The organism is Streptomyces sp. NPDC048483, from assembly GCF_040651455.1.
GTDB lineage: Bacteria > Actinomycetota > Actinomycetes > Streptomycetales > Streptomycetaceae > Streptomyces.
In genome coordinates this window covers 1-17815 of the sequence record NZ_JBEZJZ010000012.1, presented here as the reverse complement: position 1 = coordinate 17815, position 17815 = coordinate 1, and the positions used below count along the sequence as shown (strand labels likewise).

Annotated in this window: 16 protein-coding genes and 1 pseudogene; 9 read left to right on the top strand and 8 right to left on the bottom strand. The window is 70.0% G+C overall.

What is annotated here, in order from left to right; genetic code table 11:
- Positions 1–85: 85 nt before the first annotated feature.
- Entirely contained in the window at positions 86–694 is a 609-nt protein-coding gene (locus AB0D04_RS08980) for an isochorismatase family protein (RefSeq protein WP_362700930.1), read from the top strand.
- 176 nt (positions 695–870) lie between these two features.
- On the opposite strand, the gene AB0D04_RS08975 is transcribed toward AB0D04_RS08980, so the two are convergent.
- The gene (locus AB0D04_RS08975) at positions 871–1551 is read right to left on the bottom strand and encodes a TetR family transcriptional regulator (protein ID WP_362700927.1); all 681 of its coding nucleotides are present in this window, start codon (positions 1549–1551) and stop codon (positions 871–873) included.
- A gap of 98 nt (positions 1552–1649) precedes the next feature.
- Between AB0D04_RS08975 and AB0D04_RS08970 the strand changes: the two genes are divergently transcribed.
- On the top strand, positions 1650–3212 hold the full coding sequence (locus tag AB0D04_RS08970; RefSeq protein WP_362700924.1) for an FAD-dependent oxidoreductase: 1563 nt from the start codon (positions 1650–1652) through the stop codon (positions 3210–3212).
- Here the strand turns inward: AB0D04_RS08970 and AB0D04_RS08965 are convergent.
- Positions 3207–3950: an AAA family ATPase gene (locus tag AB0D04_RS08965; protein ID WP_362700921.1), complete on the bottom strand. Its 744-nt coding sequence runs from the start codon at positions 3948–3950 to the stop codon at positions 3207–3209. The two genes, AB0D04_RS08970 and AB0D04_RS08965, sit on opposite strands and share 6 nt — an antisense overlap.
- 112 nt (positions 3951–4062) lie before the next feature.
- Here AB0D04_RS08965 and AB0D04_RS08960 point away from each other — a divergent pair, with 112 nt between their 5' ends.
- The 3 genes from AB0D04_RS08960 to AB0D04_RS08950 all read left to right on the top strand — a co-directional run bounded on the left by AB0D04_RS08960 (position 4063) and on the right by AB0D04_RS08950 (position 6298).
- Positions 4063–4398 carry a YnfA family protein gene (locus AB0D04_RS08960; protein WP_362700919.1) on the top strand — a complete coding sequence of 112 codons (336 nt, stop codon included), beginning with the start codon at positions 4063–4065 and terminating at the stop codon, positions 4396–4398.
- 150 nt (positions 4399–4548) lie between these two features.
- A complete protein-coding gene (locus AB0D04_RS08955; protein WP_362700917.1) occupies positions 4549–5388 on the top strand; it encodes an SDR family NAD(P)-dependent oxidoreductase in 840 nt (279 codons plus the stop codon).
- Positions 5389–5518: 130 nt separating this feature from the next.
- A complete protein-coding gene (locus tag AB0D04_RS08950) occupies positions 5519–6298 on the top strand; it encodes a DUF2306 domain-containing protein (protein ID WP_362700915.1) in 780 nt (259 codons plus the stop codon).
- Positions 6299–6369: 71 nt separating this feature from the next.
- On the opposite strand, the pseudogene AB0D04_RS08945 reads toward AB0D04_RS08950, so the two are convergent.
- The 3 genes and pseudogenes from AB0D04_RS08945 to AB0D04_RS08935 form a co-directional block, all read right to left on the bottom strand.
- A pseudogene (locus tag AB0D04_RS08945) lies at positions 6370–6751 on the bottom strand (RtcB family protein); the annotation flags it as partial.
- Positions 6752–7421: 670 nt separating this feature from the next.
- Entirely contained in the window at positions 7422–7982 is a 561-nt protein-coding gene (locus AB0D04_RS08940; RefSeq protein WP_362700912.1) for a methyltransferase, read from the bottom strand.
- 584 nt (positions 7983–8566) lie between these two features.
- Entirely contained in the window at positions 8567–9823 is a 1257-nt protein-coding gene (locus tag AB0D04_RS08935) for an RtcB family protein (RefSeq protein ID WP_362700909.1), read from the bottom strand.
- A gap of 184 nt (positions 9824–10007) precedes the next feature.
- Here AB0D04_RS08935 and AB0D04_RS08930 point away from each other — a divergent pair, with 184 nt between their 5' ends.
- Positions 10008–10877: a hypothetical protein gene (locus AB0D04_RS08930; RefSeq protein WP_362700907.1), complete on the top strand. Its 870-nt coding sequence runs from the start codon at positions 10008–10010 to the stop codon at positions 10875–10877.
- 199 nt (positions 10878–11076) lie between these two features.
- Positions 11077–11787, top strand: coding sequence for a DUF3558 domain-containing protein (locus AB0D04_RS08925; RefSeq protein WP_362700904.1), 711 nt, complete (start codon positions 11077–11079; stop codon positions 11785–11787).
- A gap of 117 nt (positions 11788–11904) precedes the next feature.
- Here the strand turns inward: AB0D04_RS08925 and AB0D04_RS08920 are convergent, their stop codons facing one another.
- Positions 11905–12171 carry a hypothetical protein gene (locus tag AB0D04_RS08920; RefSeq protein WP_362700902.1) on the bottom strand — a complete coding sequence of 89 codons (267 nt, stop codon included), beginning with the start codon at positions 12169–12171 and terminating at the stop codon, positions 11905–11907.
- Positions 12172–12377: 206 nt separating this feature from the next.
- Here AB0D04_RS08920 and AB0D04_RS08915 point away from each other — a divergent pair, with 206 nt between their 5' ends.
- Entirely contained in the window at positions 12378–13670 is a 1293-nt protein-coding gene (locus tag AB0D04_RS08915; RefSeq protein ID WP_362700900.1) for a DUF2637 domain-containing protein, read from the top strand.
- 48 nt (positions 13671–13718) lie between these two features.
- On the opposite strand, the gene AB0D04_RS08910 is transcribed toward AB0D04_RS08915, so the two are convergent.
- Positions 13719–13928, bottom strand: coding sequence for a hypothetical protein (locus tag AB0D04_RS08910; protein WP_362700898.1), 210 nt, complete (start codon positions 13926–13928; stop codon positions 13719–13721).
- 109 nt (positions 13929–14037) lie between these two features.
- A complete protein-coding gene (lysS, locus tag AB0D04_RS08905) occupies positions 14038–15762 on the bottom strand; it encodes a lysine--tRNA ligase (RefSeq protein WP_362700896.1) in 1725 nt (574 codons plus the stop codon).
- Positions 15763–15934: 172 nt separating this feature from the next.
- Here lysS and argS point away from each other — a divergent pair, with 172 nt between their 5' ends.
- Complete coding sequence (argS, locus tag AB0D04_RS08900) at positions 15935–17722, top strand: arginine--tRNA ligase (protein WP_362700894.1); 1788 nt, start codon at positions 15935–15937, stop codon at positions 17720–17722.
- Positions 17723–17815 lie beyond the last annotated feature (93 nt).

Here is a 17815-nt window from a genome sequence, read left to right as displayed (position 1 = left end):
CAGGCCAACTCCCTGATTCCCACCGGGCACGCGCATGCCCGGCGCGGCTTCGCCGTGCCTTCATCCCTGTTGAAAGGAACCCCTGATGACCGCTTCGACGACCCTGCGTGACGTGATCGGCCTCGACAACCAGCTGCCCCGGCTCGCCGACACCACCCTCGTCATGATCGACTTCCAGCACACCTACCGCACCGGCGTCATGGCCCTCGAAGGCGCCGAGCAGGCCCTGGCGGCCGGTGCCCGGCTGCTGGCCGCCGCCCGCGCCGCCGGCATCCCGGTGATCCACATCGTCAACGACGGCGGCGAGAACACCCCCTACGACATCCGTGCCGAGATCGGCGCCATCAGCACCGAGGTCGCGCCCGTCGACGGGGAACCCGTCGTGGTCAAGCAGTTCCCGAACGCCTTCCATGACACGGAGCTGGAGAAGACCCTGCGCGAGCTCGGGGCCGGGACCGAGCTGGTGCTGGCCGGTTTCATGACCCACATGTGCGTCACCTTCACCGCCGAGGGCGCCTTCAACCTGGGCTACCGCCCCACCGTCGCCGCCGAAGCCACCGCCACTCGCCCGCTGGCCGCGCCCGACGGCACCGTCCTTCCCGCAGCCACCCTCCAGACGGCGGCCCTGACCACCATCAGCGACCTCTTCGGCACCATTGTCCCCACCGTCAACGACCTCACCACTGGCCCCTGACCCACCTTCAGTCCACGGCCCGAAACGGTAGTGACCGAGCACGTTGAGGTTGCGGGCGCACGCCCGGCACGCGCGGTGGACGGTGCCGCGCGTGCCGTGGCACCACGTCCCGGGCCGGGGCCATACGGATTAAGGCTTACGGGCTTACGGCTTGCCGCCACAAGCACGCAGGCCGCTCACGGCCGTTCGGCCGTCAGATAGCGCTGGACGGTGGGCGCCAGCCAGGCGATGAGTTCGTCATGGCTGAGGGCGACGGCGGGCGGCATGTGCAGGACATAGCGGCACAGCGCCATGCCCAGGATCTGCGAGGCGATCAGCGCGGCGCGGGTGGCCGCCTCCTCGGGCACTGGGCAGACGGCCTCGAGCGCCGGCCTGATCTGGTCGGCGAAGATGCCCCGCATCCGCTCGGCTCCCGCGGCATTGGTGACGCCGACGCGCATCATGCCGGTCAGCGTCTCGTCGCCCTCCCAGCGCTCGATGAGGTGGCGGACGAGGCGGGCGCCGATCTCGTCGGGCGGCACCTGGGTGAGGTCGGGGGCGTGCAGCTCGATCTCCGAGGCGGCCGCGAAGAGGCCCTCTTTGTTGCCGTAGTAGCGCATCACCATCGACGGATCGATGCCCGCGTCCCGGGCGATGGCGCGGATCGTGGCGCGCTCGTAGCCGTCGGCGGCGAAGCGGTCCCGGGCGGCCGCGAGGATCGCGGCGCGGGTGGCGTCGGAGCGGCGGGGGCGGGAGTGGTCCCCGGCGTTGGGGGCGGTGGTGACGACGGGGGGTGCGTCGAGGGACACGTCGGGGGTGCGGGACGGCGGGGTGGAGCGGCTGGTGGAGGGGGCGGCGGGGGGTCTGCGGTCGGCCATGCCAACAAATGTAGGCCAACGGGTGTTGACATGCCAGCTCGGGAAGCTTTACGGTTGCCAACAAGCGTTGACCAACGCGTGTTGGCATGGGAGGCATCATGAAGGCGACGAACGGCAGGCCCGGCACCACCTCCGACTCGACGACGACCCCCGACACCCCGCGCAGCGACGTCATCGTCGTCGGCGCCGGCCCGACCGGACTCCTGCTCGCCGGTGACCTCGCCGAGGCCGGGCTGCGCGTCACGCTCCTGGAGCGCCGCCCCGAGGCGCTCAGCAATCTCACCCGCGCGTTGGTCGTCCAGGCCCGTACGTTGGAGCAGCTGGACGCCCGCGGGCTCTCCGACGAGCTCATCGCCGGCGGCCATCGGCTCACCCGGCTCCGACTCTTCGGCAATGCCACCCTCGACCCGGCCCTCATCCCGTCCCGCTTCCCCTTTGTGCTGGTCACCCCCCAGTTCGAGGTGGAACGGCTACTGGTGGCGCGGGCCCGCGAGGCCGGGGTCACCTTTCGGTACGACTCCGAGGTGCTCGGCCTCGTCCAGGACGCCGACGGGGTGACGGTCCGCGTCCGCCACGCCGAGGGCACTCACCACGCCCGCGCGGCCTACCTCGTCGGCACCGATGGCGTACGCAGCACCGTCCGCGAAGCCCTCGGCCTGCCCTTCCCCGGCCGGTCGGCCGTCCGCTCCCTGGTCCTCGCCGATGTCCGGCTGGCCCGCGAGCCCGCGTCCCCCTTCGCCGCCAACTCCACCCGCGACGCATTCGCACTGATCGGCTCGTTCGGCGACGGCTGGTATCGGGTCATCGGCTGGAACCGCCACCACAGGGCCGACGACGACGCGCCCGCCGACTTCAACGAGGTCCGCGAGTGCGTCCGGCTCGCCTTCGGCAGCGACTACGGCATGCATGACGCCCGCTGGATCTCCCGCTTCCACAGCGACGAACGCCAGGTCCCCGACTACCGCACGGGTCGTGTCTTCCTCGCCGGGGACGCCGCGCACGTCCACTCCCCGGCCGGCGGCCAGGGCATGAACACCGGTCTGCAGGACGCCGCCAACCTCAGCTGGAAGCTGGCCGCGGTGCTGCGCGGGCACGCCCCTGACAGCCTGCTGGACAGCTATCAGAGCGAGCGTCATCCGGTCGGCAAGCAGGTGCTGCGCACCAGCGGCGCCATCCTGCGGCTCGGGCTGGTACACACCGCGCCGGCGCTCGCCGCCCGCACGCTGGCCGCCCAGCTCGTCAACCGCCTTCGCCCACTGTCCCGCCGGGCGGTCCGCGCCCTCTCCGGCGTCGACATCAGCTATCCGGCCGACCGCGGCGCCCACCCCCTCGCCGGTCACCGCGCCCCCGACGTCCGTCTGGCCGACGGCAGCCGGCTCTATGAACTCCTCCGCCAGGGAAAGTTCGTCCTCATCACGCCCGCCGACGAGACCGGCAGCCTCCGCCCCGCCGACGACCGCGTCGTCACGGCCGCCTGGCAGAGCGGCCGCCGCACGGCCCTGCTCGTCCGCCCCGATGGCTATGTCGCCTGGGCCACCGACGCCACCGGACCGGCCGAGCGCACCACGGCGCTCCGTACGGCTCTCGCCCACTGGACCGGCGCCGCGATATCCCCCGCGAGCCCCGGCCCGGCCGGCCCGTCCGTCGCCGTCAGCTCATGAGCCACTGAGGATGTGCCGCAGATACGTCTGCGGGTCGGCCATATAGCGGCGCCAGTGATCGACGAGGCCCAGCTCCGCCCACTCCACCGACCGCATCCCGTGTTCGCCGACCTCGACGATCTCCGCACCGGGCAGCGCCGTCAGCAGGGGGGAGTGCGTGGCGCAGATGATCTGCGCGCCCCCGCTCCCCAACTCGCCCATCAGACCGACCAGTTCAAGGCAGGAGGAGAACGACAATGCCGCCTCCGGCTCGTCCATCACATACAGACCCTGCTGCGAGAACCGCTCCCGGAAGGCCATCAAAAAGCCCTCCCCATGGCTCATTTCGTCCGGGGCGCGGGACAGCCGCAGTGACCTCCGCTCGCCGTTCAGCGCCTCCAGCGCCGTCTCGGCCCGCAGAAAGAACCCCCGCCGCCGGGTCCGGGGCCCCCGCACCATCCGGCGCCCCTCGCGCGTCGGGTCGAACCGCATCAGCCCGCCCAGCAGCGACGCCTCCCGCGAGCTGGCGTACTTGTAGCCCGCCGAGCCGCCGTACGAGTCCAGTCCGAACCCCTCCGCCAGCGCCTCCGCCAGCGTCGACTTCCCCGAACCGTTCTCCCCCACCAGAAACGTGACCGGAGCGCGGAACGTCAGCCCTTCTTCGGCCAGCCGACGCACACACGGAACGTTCCAGGGCCAGCCCTCCTCGGCCGTTCCCCCACCCTCCGGAAGATCCACGTAAGCCCGTTCGATCAGCATGCTTCCGAAGCTCTCACACCCCACCGGCATCCACGCCGTGCACACCACGCGGGGCGCGACCACCACCATCCCGCTTCCCTGCCCTTCCCTGCCCTTCCCTACCCTTGCCCGCATGCTGACCGGCCGCTCCATTGCCCTGTTCGTCGTCGCCGCGCTCTTCGAGATCGGCGGTGCCTGGCTGGTCTGGCAGGGGATCCGGGAGCACAGGGGCTGGGTGTGGATCGGGGCGGGGGTGATCGCCCTCGGGCTGTACGGATGCGTGGCGACGTTCCAGCCGAACGCCGACTTCGGGCGCATCCTGGCCGCGTACGGCGGGGTCTTTGTCGCCGGGTCGCTGGCCTGGGGCATGGTCGCGGACGGCTATCGTCCCGACCGCTGGGACGTCATCGGGGCGCTGATCTGCCTGGCCGGCATGGCGGTGATCATGTATGCCCCACGGAGCCGCTGATCCGCGCCTGCATATCCTGGCCAGGTAAGGGCCGACCACCCTCCACCAAGTTCCCGAGGAGCAGGGGGAGGCCAGCACCCCGGCCCCTGCCCCTGCCGCCACCCCCGGCTCCGCCCGGCTACGGCCCCACCCCGGCCACGAGGAGAACGCATGACCGCCGACGCCCCCACCGCCCAGGGCCGCACCGCCGAGGGCGGCCCCGCCGACGCCCGCCCCGCGGAAGGCCGTACCGCCGACAGCCGCCCCGCCCGGACCCGTACCGCAGTCATCACCGGCGCGAGCAGCGGCATCGGCGCCGCCACCGCGCGCCGGCTGGCCGCGGCCGGATACCGCGTCGTCCTCACCGCCCGCCGCAAGGACCGCATCGAGGCGCTCGCCGCCGAGCTGCCGGGCGCCGAGGCCTGCGCCCTCGATGTCACCGACCGCGCCGCCGTCCACGCCTTCGCCGCCTCCCTCGAACGCTGCGACGTCCTGGTCAACAACGCCGGCGGCGCCTTCGGCGCGGAGCCGGTCGCCACCGGCGACCCGGACGACTGGCGCGCGATGTACGAGGTCAACGTCCTCGGCGTGCTCCATATGACCCAGGCGCTGCTGCCCGCCCTCACCGCCGCCGGCGAGGGCACGGTCGTCGTGCTGTCCTCCACCGCCGGCCACGCCACCTACGAGGGCGGCGGCGGATATGCCGCCGCCAAGCACGGTGCGCATGTCATCGCCGAGACCCTCCGCCTGGAGCTGTGCGGCGAGCCGGTACGGATCATCGAGATCGCCCCCGGCATGGTCAAGACCGACGAGTTCGCCACGACCCGTTTCCGCGGCGACACCGCCAAGGCCGCCAAGGTCTACGAGGGCGTGGCCGAGCCGCTCACCGCGGACGATGTCGCCGACACCATCACCTGGGCGATCACCCGCCCCGCTCACGTCAACATCGACCTCCTGGTCGTCCGCCCGCGCGCCCAGGCCTCCAACTCCAAGGTCCACCGCACCAGTTGACGCCTGGCGAGGCGCCCCTGCGCGACGCCTCGCATGAGGCCGCCCCGCTTCCCGTACGGGGCCTGGGTACACCCACAACCGGGTGTCCCGGCCCCGTGCCCCGCGGCGCCGCCCTCGCAACAGTGGACCCATGACCTCCACGACGCACCCGGACGGCCCCACCGCCCGTAGCGCCCCGCCGCCCGGCCCCGCCACTCCCCGCCCTCGTCCCCGACGCCGCGCCGCCTGGTGGCTGCTCCCCATGGCCGCGGTGATCATCCTCGTCACCGCCCGAGCGCTCAGCGCCTACGTCCCCCCGGACCTGCACACCAGCCGCGTCCCACCGCGCAGCGAGCTCCACTACGCGCTGCTCCTGGCGCACATCTTCACCGCCACCGTCGCCGTGCTCACCGGCATCGCCCAGTTCTGGCCCTGGCTGCGCCGCCACCACCCGGCCGTACACCGCCGGATCGGCCGCACCTACTTCTTCGCCGGCGTCTTCCCCTCGGCCGTCATCGGCATCCCCGTCGCCCTGCTCGCCCCCACCGGCCTGAGCAACGAACTCGCCCTGCTCGTCCTCGACATCCTCTGGATCATCACCGCCCTCGCCGGATACCGCACCGCTTGCCGGCGCCGCTACGCCGACCACCGCACCTGGATGATCCGCAACTTCGCCCTCACCCTCGTCGCCATCACCTCCCGCCTCCTCCAGCCCGCCATCGAGTACCTCACAGCGGCCCAACTCCCCGACCCGGTCAGCTACGCGGGCAACCAGCTGACCGCCTCCCACGACATCGCCAGCGCAACGGCCTGGCTCGGCCTCGTCCTCAACCTGATCGCGGCGGAGTACCTGATCCAACGGCGGGGGAAGCGAGCGACACGACAGCCAGCGGCACGACAGCGAGGGGCACAACGGCCCGCGGCGTCGTAGGCGCGGGCCGCGCGCAAAAAGCCCCGAACCGCATCCGGTCCGGGGCCCCTCCGACACCTGCCGTGCCGGGCTCAGCCCTTCACACAGACAACCTGCTCGAGATGGGCGACAACCTCCACCAGATCCCGCTGCTGCTCCATGACCTTCTCGATCGGCTTGTACGCGCCCGGGATCTCGTCGATCACGCCGGAGTCCTTACGGCACTCCACGCCCCGCGTCTGCTCCTCCAGATCCCGCGTCGAGAACCGCTTCTTCGCCGCATTACGGCTCATCTTCCGGCCGGCGCCGTGCGAGGCCGAGTTGAAGCTCGCGGCATTCCCCAGGCCCTTGACGATGTACGAGCCGGTGCCCATCGAACCCGGGATGATGCCGTACTCGCCGCTGCCCGCCCGGATCGCCCCCCTTACGGGTCACCAGCAGGTCCATGCCCTCGTACCGCTCTTCCGCCACGTAGATGTGCTGACTGCAACTGACCTGACCATCCGGGCCCGTTCGAGGCCGCGCACTCGGCCTACAGATGGAAGCCATTGCCGCCCTCGCCGCAGCCGAAAACAGGGCGGGTGGTGTTCCCACGGTCGTAAGGCAGTTCAGGGTTCGCCATCACCAGGCCGGCCGCGGGCCCCGGCGGCCAGGCGGGGTCTGCTCCGGCAGGTCACGGCCTCGGACTGTCCGCCGCACACGGGCATCGTAAGGCGGGGCGGAGAATTCGGTTTGGCCACTCCTGTGGCGGCTGGAGGCGACCCCCTCGAACGTCGGCATCGCTGAACTGCGCACGGGAGAACGTGACCATGCCGCCGCTCAACTGGTGCGATGGCTCTCGTGCTCACCTTGACCTCACTTCAGCATGGCGTCCCCTCAAGTGGTGCAGGGGATCAGATGCCCGGCTCCAAGCCCGGCCCTTGGAACTCTGACGAGAAGGGCCCGTATGTCGGCTTGGTCGGTCCGTGGTGAGCCTCCCCGCTACCGAGCGTGGTGCCGGGGAGAATGGGGAGCGCGTCGGGCGGGAGACCGGCGGACTGGGCGCTCTCACACATGCCCCTAACACCGGCGGCACGGTCGAGGGCGTGGTGCTCGGGGCTGTGTGGGGCCATGTCACTCTGGCTGCGATGCTGGGCGGAAGTGTTCAGGGAGACGTCTCGCGACAGTCGCAGGTGGGTGCCCACTCGGAATGAGCCGGTGGGCCGGCTGGCGCCAGATGGTGGACCCGGGCCGGCGGCAGGTTCCCCAGCACCGTCTCCGTACGGAATGTGTGCCGGCGCAGGATGCGGCGCAGTACGCCGAGCCCGGCGAGGGTGCGCTCGCGGTCGGCTGCGTCGGCGAGTGTCCGGCGTAGGGTTTCGCCGCCCACGTACCCGAAGAAGGACAGCGTGCCGCCGGGCCGCAGGGACCCGAGGAGTCGGTCGAATATCTCTTCGATTGTGCGGGCGTCGAAGTTGGCGAACGGCAGGCCGCACACGATGGTGTCGTAGGAGGCGAGTTCGTGTTCCTGGATCAGGCCCGTGTGGATGCGCAGTCTCGGATCGCCGGCGTAGGTGTGTCGCAGCAGGGCAGCGAAGCGCGGGTTGGCCTCGATCAGATCCAGGGTGTCCAGTCCGCCCAGTGAGTCGGTGATGTAGCGGGTCACCGCTCCTGTACCGGGCCCTACCTCAAGTACCGCGCGGGAGCGGCCGGGATTCGGGATCATGTACCGGGTGAGGGCCCTGCAGAGCCGGGCGCTGCTCGGGGCGATAGCCCCCACGTCCCGACGGGTCTTCGCATATTCCCGGAGGAAAAGCGTTACTTCGGCCACGCGCCATCCATCTGTCTAGTGCTTGCGAAATTATCGAGGTGCAAGTGATGACACCTTCTTTGACGGCCGTCGCGGCGACATCGTGCCGAGCAGTGTGCCCGTGAACTGGTAAAACCACTGATGAGCAGTCGGGGAGATGTCGTGAAGGAGATGTGCCGGTACTCCTCGCCCCCGTCACGCGATCCAGTGCAGCCGGGAACATCACTTCACGAGTGCAAGGCCAGAGATTTCCTGGTCTTTATTCCTTTGTTTGGAGTTGTGCCGGCTTTCCCGTGCTGTAGGCGGAAATCGCCCGACAGCGGGGCACGGCTACGGGCGCACACCCGGGGCACGGCCCCGCGCACTTCCGAACCTTGATCTCCTACACCACTTGAGGGAACGCCATCCGCTTCAGCCGGGCCGCAACCCTCGTCAACCAATGACGAAGCCCCCGGAGGATCCCGATCCGGGGGCTTCTCGAGGACGACAAGTGCTGCACTTCAGCCCTTAACACAGATGACCTGCTTGAGCTTCGCGACCACCTGCACCAGGTCCCGCTGCTGCTCCATCACCTGACCGATCGGCTTGTAGGCACCCGGGATCTCATCCACAACGCCGGAGTCCTTGCGGCACTCCACACCCCGCGTCTGGTCCTCCAGGTCCCGCGTCGAGAACTTCCTCTTGGCAGCGTTCCGGCTCATCCTTCGGCCGGCACCGTGCGAAGCCGAGTTGAACGACTTCGGGTTGCCCAGGCCACGGACGATGTACGACTCCGTACCCATCGAACCAGGGATGATCCCCCACTCTCCCTCGCCCGCGTGGATGGCTCCCTTGCGGGTAACCAGCAGATCCATCCCCTCGTACCGCTCTTCACTGACATAGTTGTGATGGCAGCTGATCACGCCAGGGCGGTACTCGACGGTCCTCATCTGACCTTCGGCATCTTCCTGCTGACAGGAGATGACCTCGCCGAAGGTGACCTTCGCCTTCTTGAACTCCCGGCGGATCACGTCCTGGGAGAGCGCCATCATGATCTCGCGGTTGTGCTTTGCGTACTCCTGCGCCCAGAACAGATCGTTGCGGTACGCGGCCATCTGCGGGGTGTCCGCGATGAAGACGGCGAGATCGCGGTCGACCAGCCCCTGGTTCTGCGGCAGCTTCTGGGCCACGCCCATGTGGTACTCGGCCAGTTCCTTGCCGATGTTGCGCGATCCGGAGTGCAGCATGATCCACACGGACTGATCGGAATCGATACAGAATTCCCAGAAGTGGTTGCCGCTGCCCAGCGAACCCATCTGCTTCGTGGCCCGCTCATGACGGAACTTGACCGCCTCGGCGACGCCGTCGAACCGCGCCCAGAAGTCCCCCCACCCTGCCGTCGGGAAGCCGTGCAGCCGCCCCGGGTCGACCGGATCGCCGTGCATCCCCCGCCCGACCGGAATCGCCTGCTCGATCTTGGAGCGCAGCCGGGAAAGATCGCCGGGGAGGTCGTTCGCGGTCAGCGAGGTCTTCACCGCGCTCATCCCGCAGCCGATGTCGACACCGACCGCCGCCGGGCAGACCGCGCCCCGCATCGCGATCACCGAACCGACGGTGGCCCCCTTGCCGTAATGCACATCCGGCATCACGGCCAAGCCCTTGATCCACGGGAGGGTGGCGACATTGCGCAGCTGCTGCATCGCGACGTCCTCGACCGCGGCCGGGTCCGTCCACATCCGGATCGGTACCTGCGCACCGGGCACTTCGGTGTACGACATAACTTTCTCATTCCCCCGAAAACAGATAAAACGCAAAACACGGACAACTCATCGGATCTTGGACGGTTGACCGGCGTCTGCGGCACAACGTGCGGTAGACATTGTGTCCATCGGCCGCCGCTCGGCGGCAACCACATTTCGTGGGGATCTCCGCAAGGAAGCGCAAGGGAAGGAGCCACGAACGATGCTGCGAAAGACACCACGGAAGTCGTTCGTACCCGGTGCCGCAGTGGTGGCCGCCGCGGCGCTCGCCGTCGGCCTCACCGGCTGCACCGGCGGCTCCGGCACCGACGGCGGGGCCGCCGACGCCAAGGGCGGCGACGCCGCCACCTCGAGCCAGGCCGCCGAGCCGGGCCGCTACCAGACCCTCCCGGAGGCCTGCGGGCTCCCCGCGCGCAGCACCGTACGGGGCCTGCTGCCCGGCGACGACCAGCAGCTTTCGGCCGACGAGGCGGAGAAGATCTACGCGGGCCAGCCCGACGTCACGTACGACACCGACCGCCGTGTCGGCTGCCGCTGGAAGCGCGAGACGACCGAGGGCACCCGCCACCTGGCGCTCGACATCGTGCGGGTGGTCTCGTACGACCCCGCCGTCAGCGACGACGACCGGGCGCAGGAGATCTACGCGGGCAAGGAGCTGGCCGCCGAAATTCCGTCCGACGGCTCCGCAACGCCCACCACGCCGCCCCCGTCCGCCAAGGGCACGCCCGAAGCGAAGGACGGCAAGAGCGGCAAGGGTGCGGACGGCGCCGACGGGAAGGCGTCCGGTAGCCCGTCGTCACCGTCCACCGGAGCGAGCACGGACCCCGGCAGCTCGACCGCGCCGCGCGTCCTGGACGGTCTCGGCGATGCGGCGTTCCTGAACGACAAGCTGGCCACCGCGGACTCCGGTGTGCACCGTGACATCACTGTGGTCTTCCGCACGTCGAATGTCGTCGTGACGATCACCTACGACCAGTGGTCCACGGAGAAGGCGAACCTGCCCGAGAGCCAGGAACTGCAGGACAAGGCCCGTTCGCTGGCCGGAGAGCTGGCCGAGAGTCTGAGCGAATAGTTCGAGTTGGGCGAGATGAGGCATTAGCCGCATTACATGCCTGCCGCCCGATTCATCCGACCGTTCAAACGACACGAATCGGCCACCGATCCCGCCTCGCCGCGTACCGTGCCGTCTAGCCCCGCCCCCGTACGGCCCCCCGTACGACCCTCATATGCGAGGTGGGGCGGCCGCCACGACGACGAACAGCGAAGGAACCATGCACCGTTCAGCCAAGCGACTCGCCAGCCTTCTCGCCTGCACAGCAGTCCCGGTGATGCTCGTCGCCGGCTGCTCCGGCTCGGACACCAACAGCTCCGGCGACTCCTCCGACGCGCCCAGCAAGTCGAGCAGCCCGTCGCCGACCGTCGCGGCCGCCAAGTTCCAGAAGCTGCCGAAGCCGTGCCAGGTGTTCTCCAAGGACACGCTCCACAAGCTGGTGCCCAAGACGAAGGACAAGTCCGGCGACCAGGGCGACTCCCCCGACAGCTCCGCGCACGGCACCTGCCACTGGGAGAGCTCCGACGAGCAGGGCGTCGACGGCACCCAGTTCCGCTGGCTGGACATCGGCCTGCAGCGCTACGACTCCGACCCCAACCCGAAGGTCGGCTCGGGCGAGCAGCGCGCCGCGATCTTCTACACCAAGCAGATCACCGAAGCGAAGGGCACCAAGGGCGCCAAGAAGCTGGAGACCGCCAAGACCTCCGGAACGGGCGACGAGGCGACCGCGGTCACCTACAGCTTGAAGAAGGACGGCAGCCCCTCCACGAAGACGACGGTCGTCGCCCGCACGGCCAATATCGTCGTCACGATCAACTACAACGGCTGGGGCCTGGCCGGCGCCGACGCCCCGAAGGCCGCCGACCTGCTCAAGAAGGCCCAGGCAGCCGCCAAGGAGGCCGTCTCCGCCGCGGTCAAGGCCAACGGCTGACGGCTGACGGCTGACGGCTGACGGCTGACGGCTGATCGCACCGCCGTAACCGTCGCAGCCCGTGCGAGGCGCGACGCCGCACCCCGGAGCATCGCGCTCCGGGGTGCGGCGCTTGCGTCAGCGGCGGCCGCCGCCCCTCCGGGCGGTCACGGAGGTGTCGGTGATGCCGCCCCCGGCAGTCTGCTTGAGGAGGGCGAGCGCCTTGTGGTTGTCGATGAAGATGTTGCAACCACCGTCCGGGGGGAGCAGGAGGCTGAACGAGGGCGCACACCGAACATCCTCGAAGCGACCTTCACCCGAGCCCGCGCTGGCCGTGCCTGCCGCCGACGCCAGCAGCGCACCGGCTCCAAGGGTTCCCGCGACCATACGCAATGCCTTACTCATGACGGAACTTCCTTCGCGCTCTGGTCCCGGTCTTACGCCGGGATCACCGCCATAACGCGTCAGTAACCGATCAATCACGCCGCGTTACTCCGTCGCAGTGACGGCGCTGTGAGGTGCGAGGGAAGGAGCGAGGCGTACCGGCACACGCTCGCCCGTAGGCATGTGCCAGGCTGTCGCTCGCAACAGACCGACTAGGAGGGTCTCGGGTGGCCGCGCCGCTGAAGCTGACACGCACACACCGGATACTCATCGGAGTCGTCATCACCGGCGCGGCGGTGATCGCCGCCATCGGCTTCGCCGGCTCCTACGCGGCCGTGCGGGAACTGGCCGTCAAGAAGGGCTTCGGCGCCTTCTCCTACTTCTTCCCCATCGGCATCGACGCGGGCATCTGCGTCCTGCTCGCCCTGGATCTGCTGCTGACCTGGATCCGTATGCCCTTCCCGCTGCTGCGCCAGACGGCGTGGCTGCTGACGACCGCGACCATCGCCTTCAACGGCGCGGCCGCCTGGCCCGATGCGCTGGGCGTGGGGATGCATGCGGTGATCCCGGTGCTGTTCGTGGTGGCCGTGGAGGCCGCCCGGCATGCCGTCGGCCGGATCGCGGACATCACGGCCGACAAGCACATGGAGGGCGTACGGCTCACCCGCTGGCTGCTGGCGTTCCCGTCCACCTTCCGGCTGTGGCGCCGGATGAAGCTGTGGGAGCTGCGCTCGTACGACCAGGTCATCCAGCTGGAACAGGACCGCCTCGTCTACCAGGCGCGGCTGCGGGCCCGCTACGGACGGGCGTGGCGGCGCCGCGCCCCCGTCGAGTCGCTGATGCCGTTGCGGCTGGCGCGCTACGGCGTACCGCTGGCGAAGACGGCACCGGCCGGGCTGACGGCTGCGGGGATAGAGCCGCCGGTGCTGATGCCGGCGGGCGTGGAGGCGGCAGGTGAGCCGGGAGTGGCCGCGGCCGCCCCGCCCGCCCTGGAGCCGCGCCCGGAGTCGGCCCCCGAGCCGCTCCCCGGGCCGGACGGCGGCGCCCCGGTATCCCTGCAGGAGACCGCCGGCGAGGCCACCGGCGCCGCCCTCACCCCCGAACACCCCACACCCGCAAGCCAGTTGACCGTCCCCGTAGGCCCCGGCCGCAGCCGCCCGCTGGGCAACGCCGGCGAACCGCTGCCGATCCCCGAGCAGCGCGGCGCCCGCCAGGAAGCCGCGCCGGAAGCCGAACCGGAGGCCGGGCCGGCGGTCGAGCCCGCCCCCGAGCCGCTCCCGCCGATCACGACCCTCCCCGACGACCTCCCCCGCGACGAGGCCTACTTCCTCGCCTTCCGCGCGTATGTCTCCGAGAAGAACGCCTTCCCCGACTCCCGGCAGTTCGGCCGCTATCTGCTGGACTTCCACGGGGTCACCGGGCGCAACGGCGGCCCGCTGTCCGAGAGCTACCTGCGCACGTTCGTACGGGACTTCCAGGTGCGCTTCCGGATGGAGATGGAGAGCGAGTACACCCCGTAGGCCCGAGCGCCTCACGGACGCCCGGACACACCCCCGCAGCCCGGGAACCTACGCCGCCCCCGTCTCCTTCTGCTTGCGCTTCTTGTCCAGGTCGCCCCATACGGCCAGCGCCGCGCCGGCCGCGAACAGCCCGGCATAGGCCACCACCGGCGGGTCGAACCAGTGGGACAGGATCCCCCAGGACTTGTCGAAGAACACCTTGCCGATGAAGCCCACCGCCCCCTGGAGCATGGCGATGAATCCGATGAATCCCCTCATGCCCTCAGCGTGACGGGTTCGGCCCCGGGGATCCTCGTCCCCGGGGCCGAACCCGTCGTCATCCGCAAGTCGCACGCCCGCGCCGGGCCTACGGCCTACCGGCAATCGCTCACCCGCCGAGCAGCTTGCGCACCCGCTCCGCGCCGACCGCCAGCAGCAGCGTGGGCAGCCGCGGCCCGGTGTCCCGGCCGACCAGCAGGTTGTAGAGCAGGGCGAAGAAGGCGCGCTGGGCGACCTTGAGCTCGGGCGTCGGCTTGGCGTCCGGCTCCAGCCCCGCCTGGACCTTGGGCACGCCGTAGACCAGCGTGGTCAGACCGTCCAGGGACCAGTGCTCGTCCAGCCCGTCGAGCAGCAGCCGCAGCGAGCCGCGGGCCTGGTCGTCGAGGGTGGCCAGGAGCTCCTCGGCGGGCTGCTCGCGGACGATGGTGCGCTGTTCGGCCGGGACCTGGGTGGTGATCCAGTACTCGGCCTTGTCGAGCCGCGGCCGGGCCACGTCCAAAGAGGCGACCGGGTTGTCGGGGTCCAGCTCGCTCAGGATGCGCAGCGTCTGCTCGTCGTGGCCCGCGGTGATGTCCATGACGGACGCCAGGGTGCGGTACGGGAGCGGGCGCGGCGTGGTGGGCAGCTCGCCGGCGGCGGTGCCGATGGCGCGCTTGTACGCGGCGGCGTCGGCGGGCTGCGCCGAGCCGTCGGTGACCTTGGCGGCCAGCTTGTCCCACTCGTCGTAGAGGCGCTGGATCTCCTGGTCAAAGGCGATCTTGAAGGACTGGTTGGGCCTGCGTCGGGCGTAGAGCCAGCGCAGCAGCGGCGCCTCCATGATCTTCAGCGCATCGCCGGGGGTGGGCACGCCGCCCTTGGAGGAGGACATCTTGGCCATGCCGCTGATGCCGACGAAGGCGTACATGGGTCCGATGGGCTGCGCGCCGTCGAAGACCTCGCGCACGATCTGCCCGCCGACGACGAAGGACGACCCCGGCGAGGAGTGGTCGACGCCGGACGGCTCGAAGACCACGCCCTCGTAGGCCCAGCGCATCGGCCAGTCGACCTTCCAGACCAGCTTGCCGCGGTGGAACTCGCTCAGCCGGACCGTCTCGCCGAAGCCGCACTCCGTGCAGGTGTAGGTCAGCTCGGTGGTCTCGTCGTCGTACGCGGTGACCGTGGTGAGGTCCTTCTCGCACTGCCCGCAGTAGGGCTTGTACGGGAAGTAGCCCGCCGAGCCGCTGCTGCCGTCGTCCTCGGCGGCCGCGCCGGAGCCCTCGGCGGCCTCCAGCTCGGCCTCGTCGACCGGCTTCTGCGACTTCTTCGCCGGGGCCTTCTTCGTGCGGTACTGGCCGAGGATCGCGTCGATCTGCGCGCGGTGCTTCATCGCGTGCAGGACCTGCTCGCGGTAGACGCCCGAGGTGTACTGCTCGGTCTGGCTGATGCCGTCGTACTCGACGCCCATCTCGGCGAGCGCCTCGGTCATGGCGGCCTTGAAGTGCTCGGCCCAGTTCGGGTACGGGGAGCCGGCCGGGGCCGGGACCGAGGTCAGCGGCTTGCCGATGTGCTCGGCCCAGGAGTCGTCGACACCCGGGACGCCGGCCGGCACCTTGCGGTAGCGGTCGTAGTCGTCCCAGGAGATGAGGTGGCGCACCTCGTGGCCCCGCCGGCGGATCTCGTCCGCGACCAGGTGGGGGGTCATGACCTCGCGGAGGTTGCCGAGGTGGATCGGGCCGGACGGGCTCAGGCCCGAGGCGCAGACGACCGGTTTGCCGGGGGCGCGGCGCTCCGCCTCGGCAATGACCTCGTCCGCGAACCTGGAGACCCAGTCGGTCTCGGTGCTCTGCTGAGCCACGATCGGCCCTTCCTCTTCCTGGTGCTTTTTGGTTGCGCCCGGTGGTGCGCCGCGGCGCACATAAGCCTGACGGTGCCATTCTCCCAGACATCGCCCGGACAGAAATTCAGTGGTATCGCCGTGGGATACTCACTGGCAAACCCTTTCCACCCCAACGGAACGGCTCACTTCCATGGCCTCGGTCACTTCCCTCGCAGCTACGGTCAACCAGCGCGTCGCGGACGCCCTCTCGGCAGCCCTGCCGGAGGCCGGCGCCGCGGACCCGCTGCTGCGCCGAAGCGACCGGGCCGATTTCCAGGCCAACGGGATGCTGGCGCTGGCGAAGAAGCTCAAGGGCAATCCGCGGGAGCTGGCGTCGCAGGTCGTCGCCAACATCCCGACCGGTGAGAGCGGCGCCGTCATCAAGGAGATCGAGGTCTCCGGCCCCGGCTTCCTCAACATCACCCTCGCCGACGAGGCGATCATCAAGACCCTCGCCGAGCGCGCCGCCGACGCCCGCCTCGGTGTGCCGTACGCCGACGGTGCGGGCACGACCGTCATCGACTACGCGCAGCCGAACGTGGCCAAGGAGATGCACGTCGGCCATCTGCGGTCCGCGGTGATCGGTGCGGCGATGGCCGAGATCCTGGAATTCACCGGCGAGAAGGTGATCCGGCGGCACCACATCGGCGACTGGGGCACCCAGTTCGGCATGCTCATCCAGTACCTGGTCGAGCACCCGCACGAGCTGGACCACAAGAGCGACGAGAGCACCGATGCCTCCGGTGAGGAGGCCGCGTCCAATCTCAACCGGCTCTACAAGGCCTCGCGGGCCCTCTTCGACACCGACGAGGAGTTCAAGGAGCGGGCGCGGCGCCGGGTCGTCGACCTCCAGGCGGGCGACGAAGAGACACTCGCGCTGTGGCGGCGGTTCGTGGACGAGTCGAAGATCTACTTCCACTCGGTCTTCAACAAGCTCGACATGGAGATCCGCGACCCCGACATCGTCGGCGAGTCCGGCTACAACGACATGCTCGAGGAGACCTGCCGGCTGCTGGAGGAGTCCGGTGTCGCGGTGCGCTCCGAGGGCGCGCTGTGCGTGTTCTTCGACGACGTCAAGGGCCCGGACGGCAACCCCGTCCCGCTGATCGTGAAGAAGTCCAACGGCGGCTACGGCTATGCCGCCACCGACCTCTCCGCGATCCGCGACCGCGTCCAGAACCTCGGCGTGGACACCCTCCTGTACGTCGTGGACGCCCGCCAGTCCCTGCACTTCAAGATGGTCCTGGAGACGGCGCGCCGGGCCGGCTGGCTGAACGAGAAGACGAAGGCCTTCCACCTCGCCTTCGGCACGGTCCTGGGCAAGGACGGCAAGCCGTTCAAGACCCGTGAGGGCGAGACGGTGCGGCTGGTGGATCTCCTCGACGAGGCGATCGAGCGGGCGACGGCGGTCGTGCGCGAGAAGAACGACGAGAAGATCGCCCTCACCGAGGAAGAGATCGTCGAGAACGGCACCCACATCGGCATCGGCGCGGTGAAGTACGCCGACCTGTCGACGTCCGCCGGCCGCGACTACAAGTTCGACCTGGACCAGATGGTCTCGCTGAACGGCGACACGTCCGTCTACCTCCAGTACGCCTACGCCCGTATCCAGTCGATCAAGCGGCGGGCCGGCGACGCCCGCCCCGTCGCCCACCCGGAGCTGGAACTGGCCCCGGCGGAGCGGGCGCTGGGGCTGCACCTCGACGGGTTCGCCGAGGTGGTCGCCGAGGCCGCGGCGTCGTACGAGCCGCACAAGCTGGCCGCGTACCTCTACCAGCTGGCCTCGTGCCTGACCACGTTCTACGGCCAGTGCCAGGTCGTCAGCGCGGACAACCCGGCGGAGGTCGTCGAGAACCGCCTCTTCCTGTGCGACCTCACCGGCCGCACCCTCCACCAGGGCATGGCACTGCTGGGCATCCGGACGCCCGAGCGCCTCTGATCCCCGGGGAACCCCTTCAGCGCTACGGTGGCGGGCGCCCGTGAGCTGTTCGGGAACACGATGCCGAAGGTGCCGAAGTCGGTCACCGGCGCC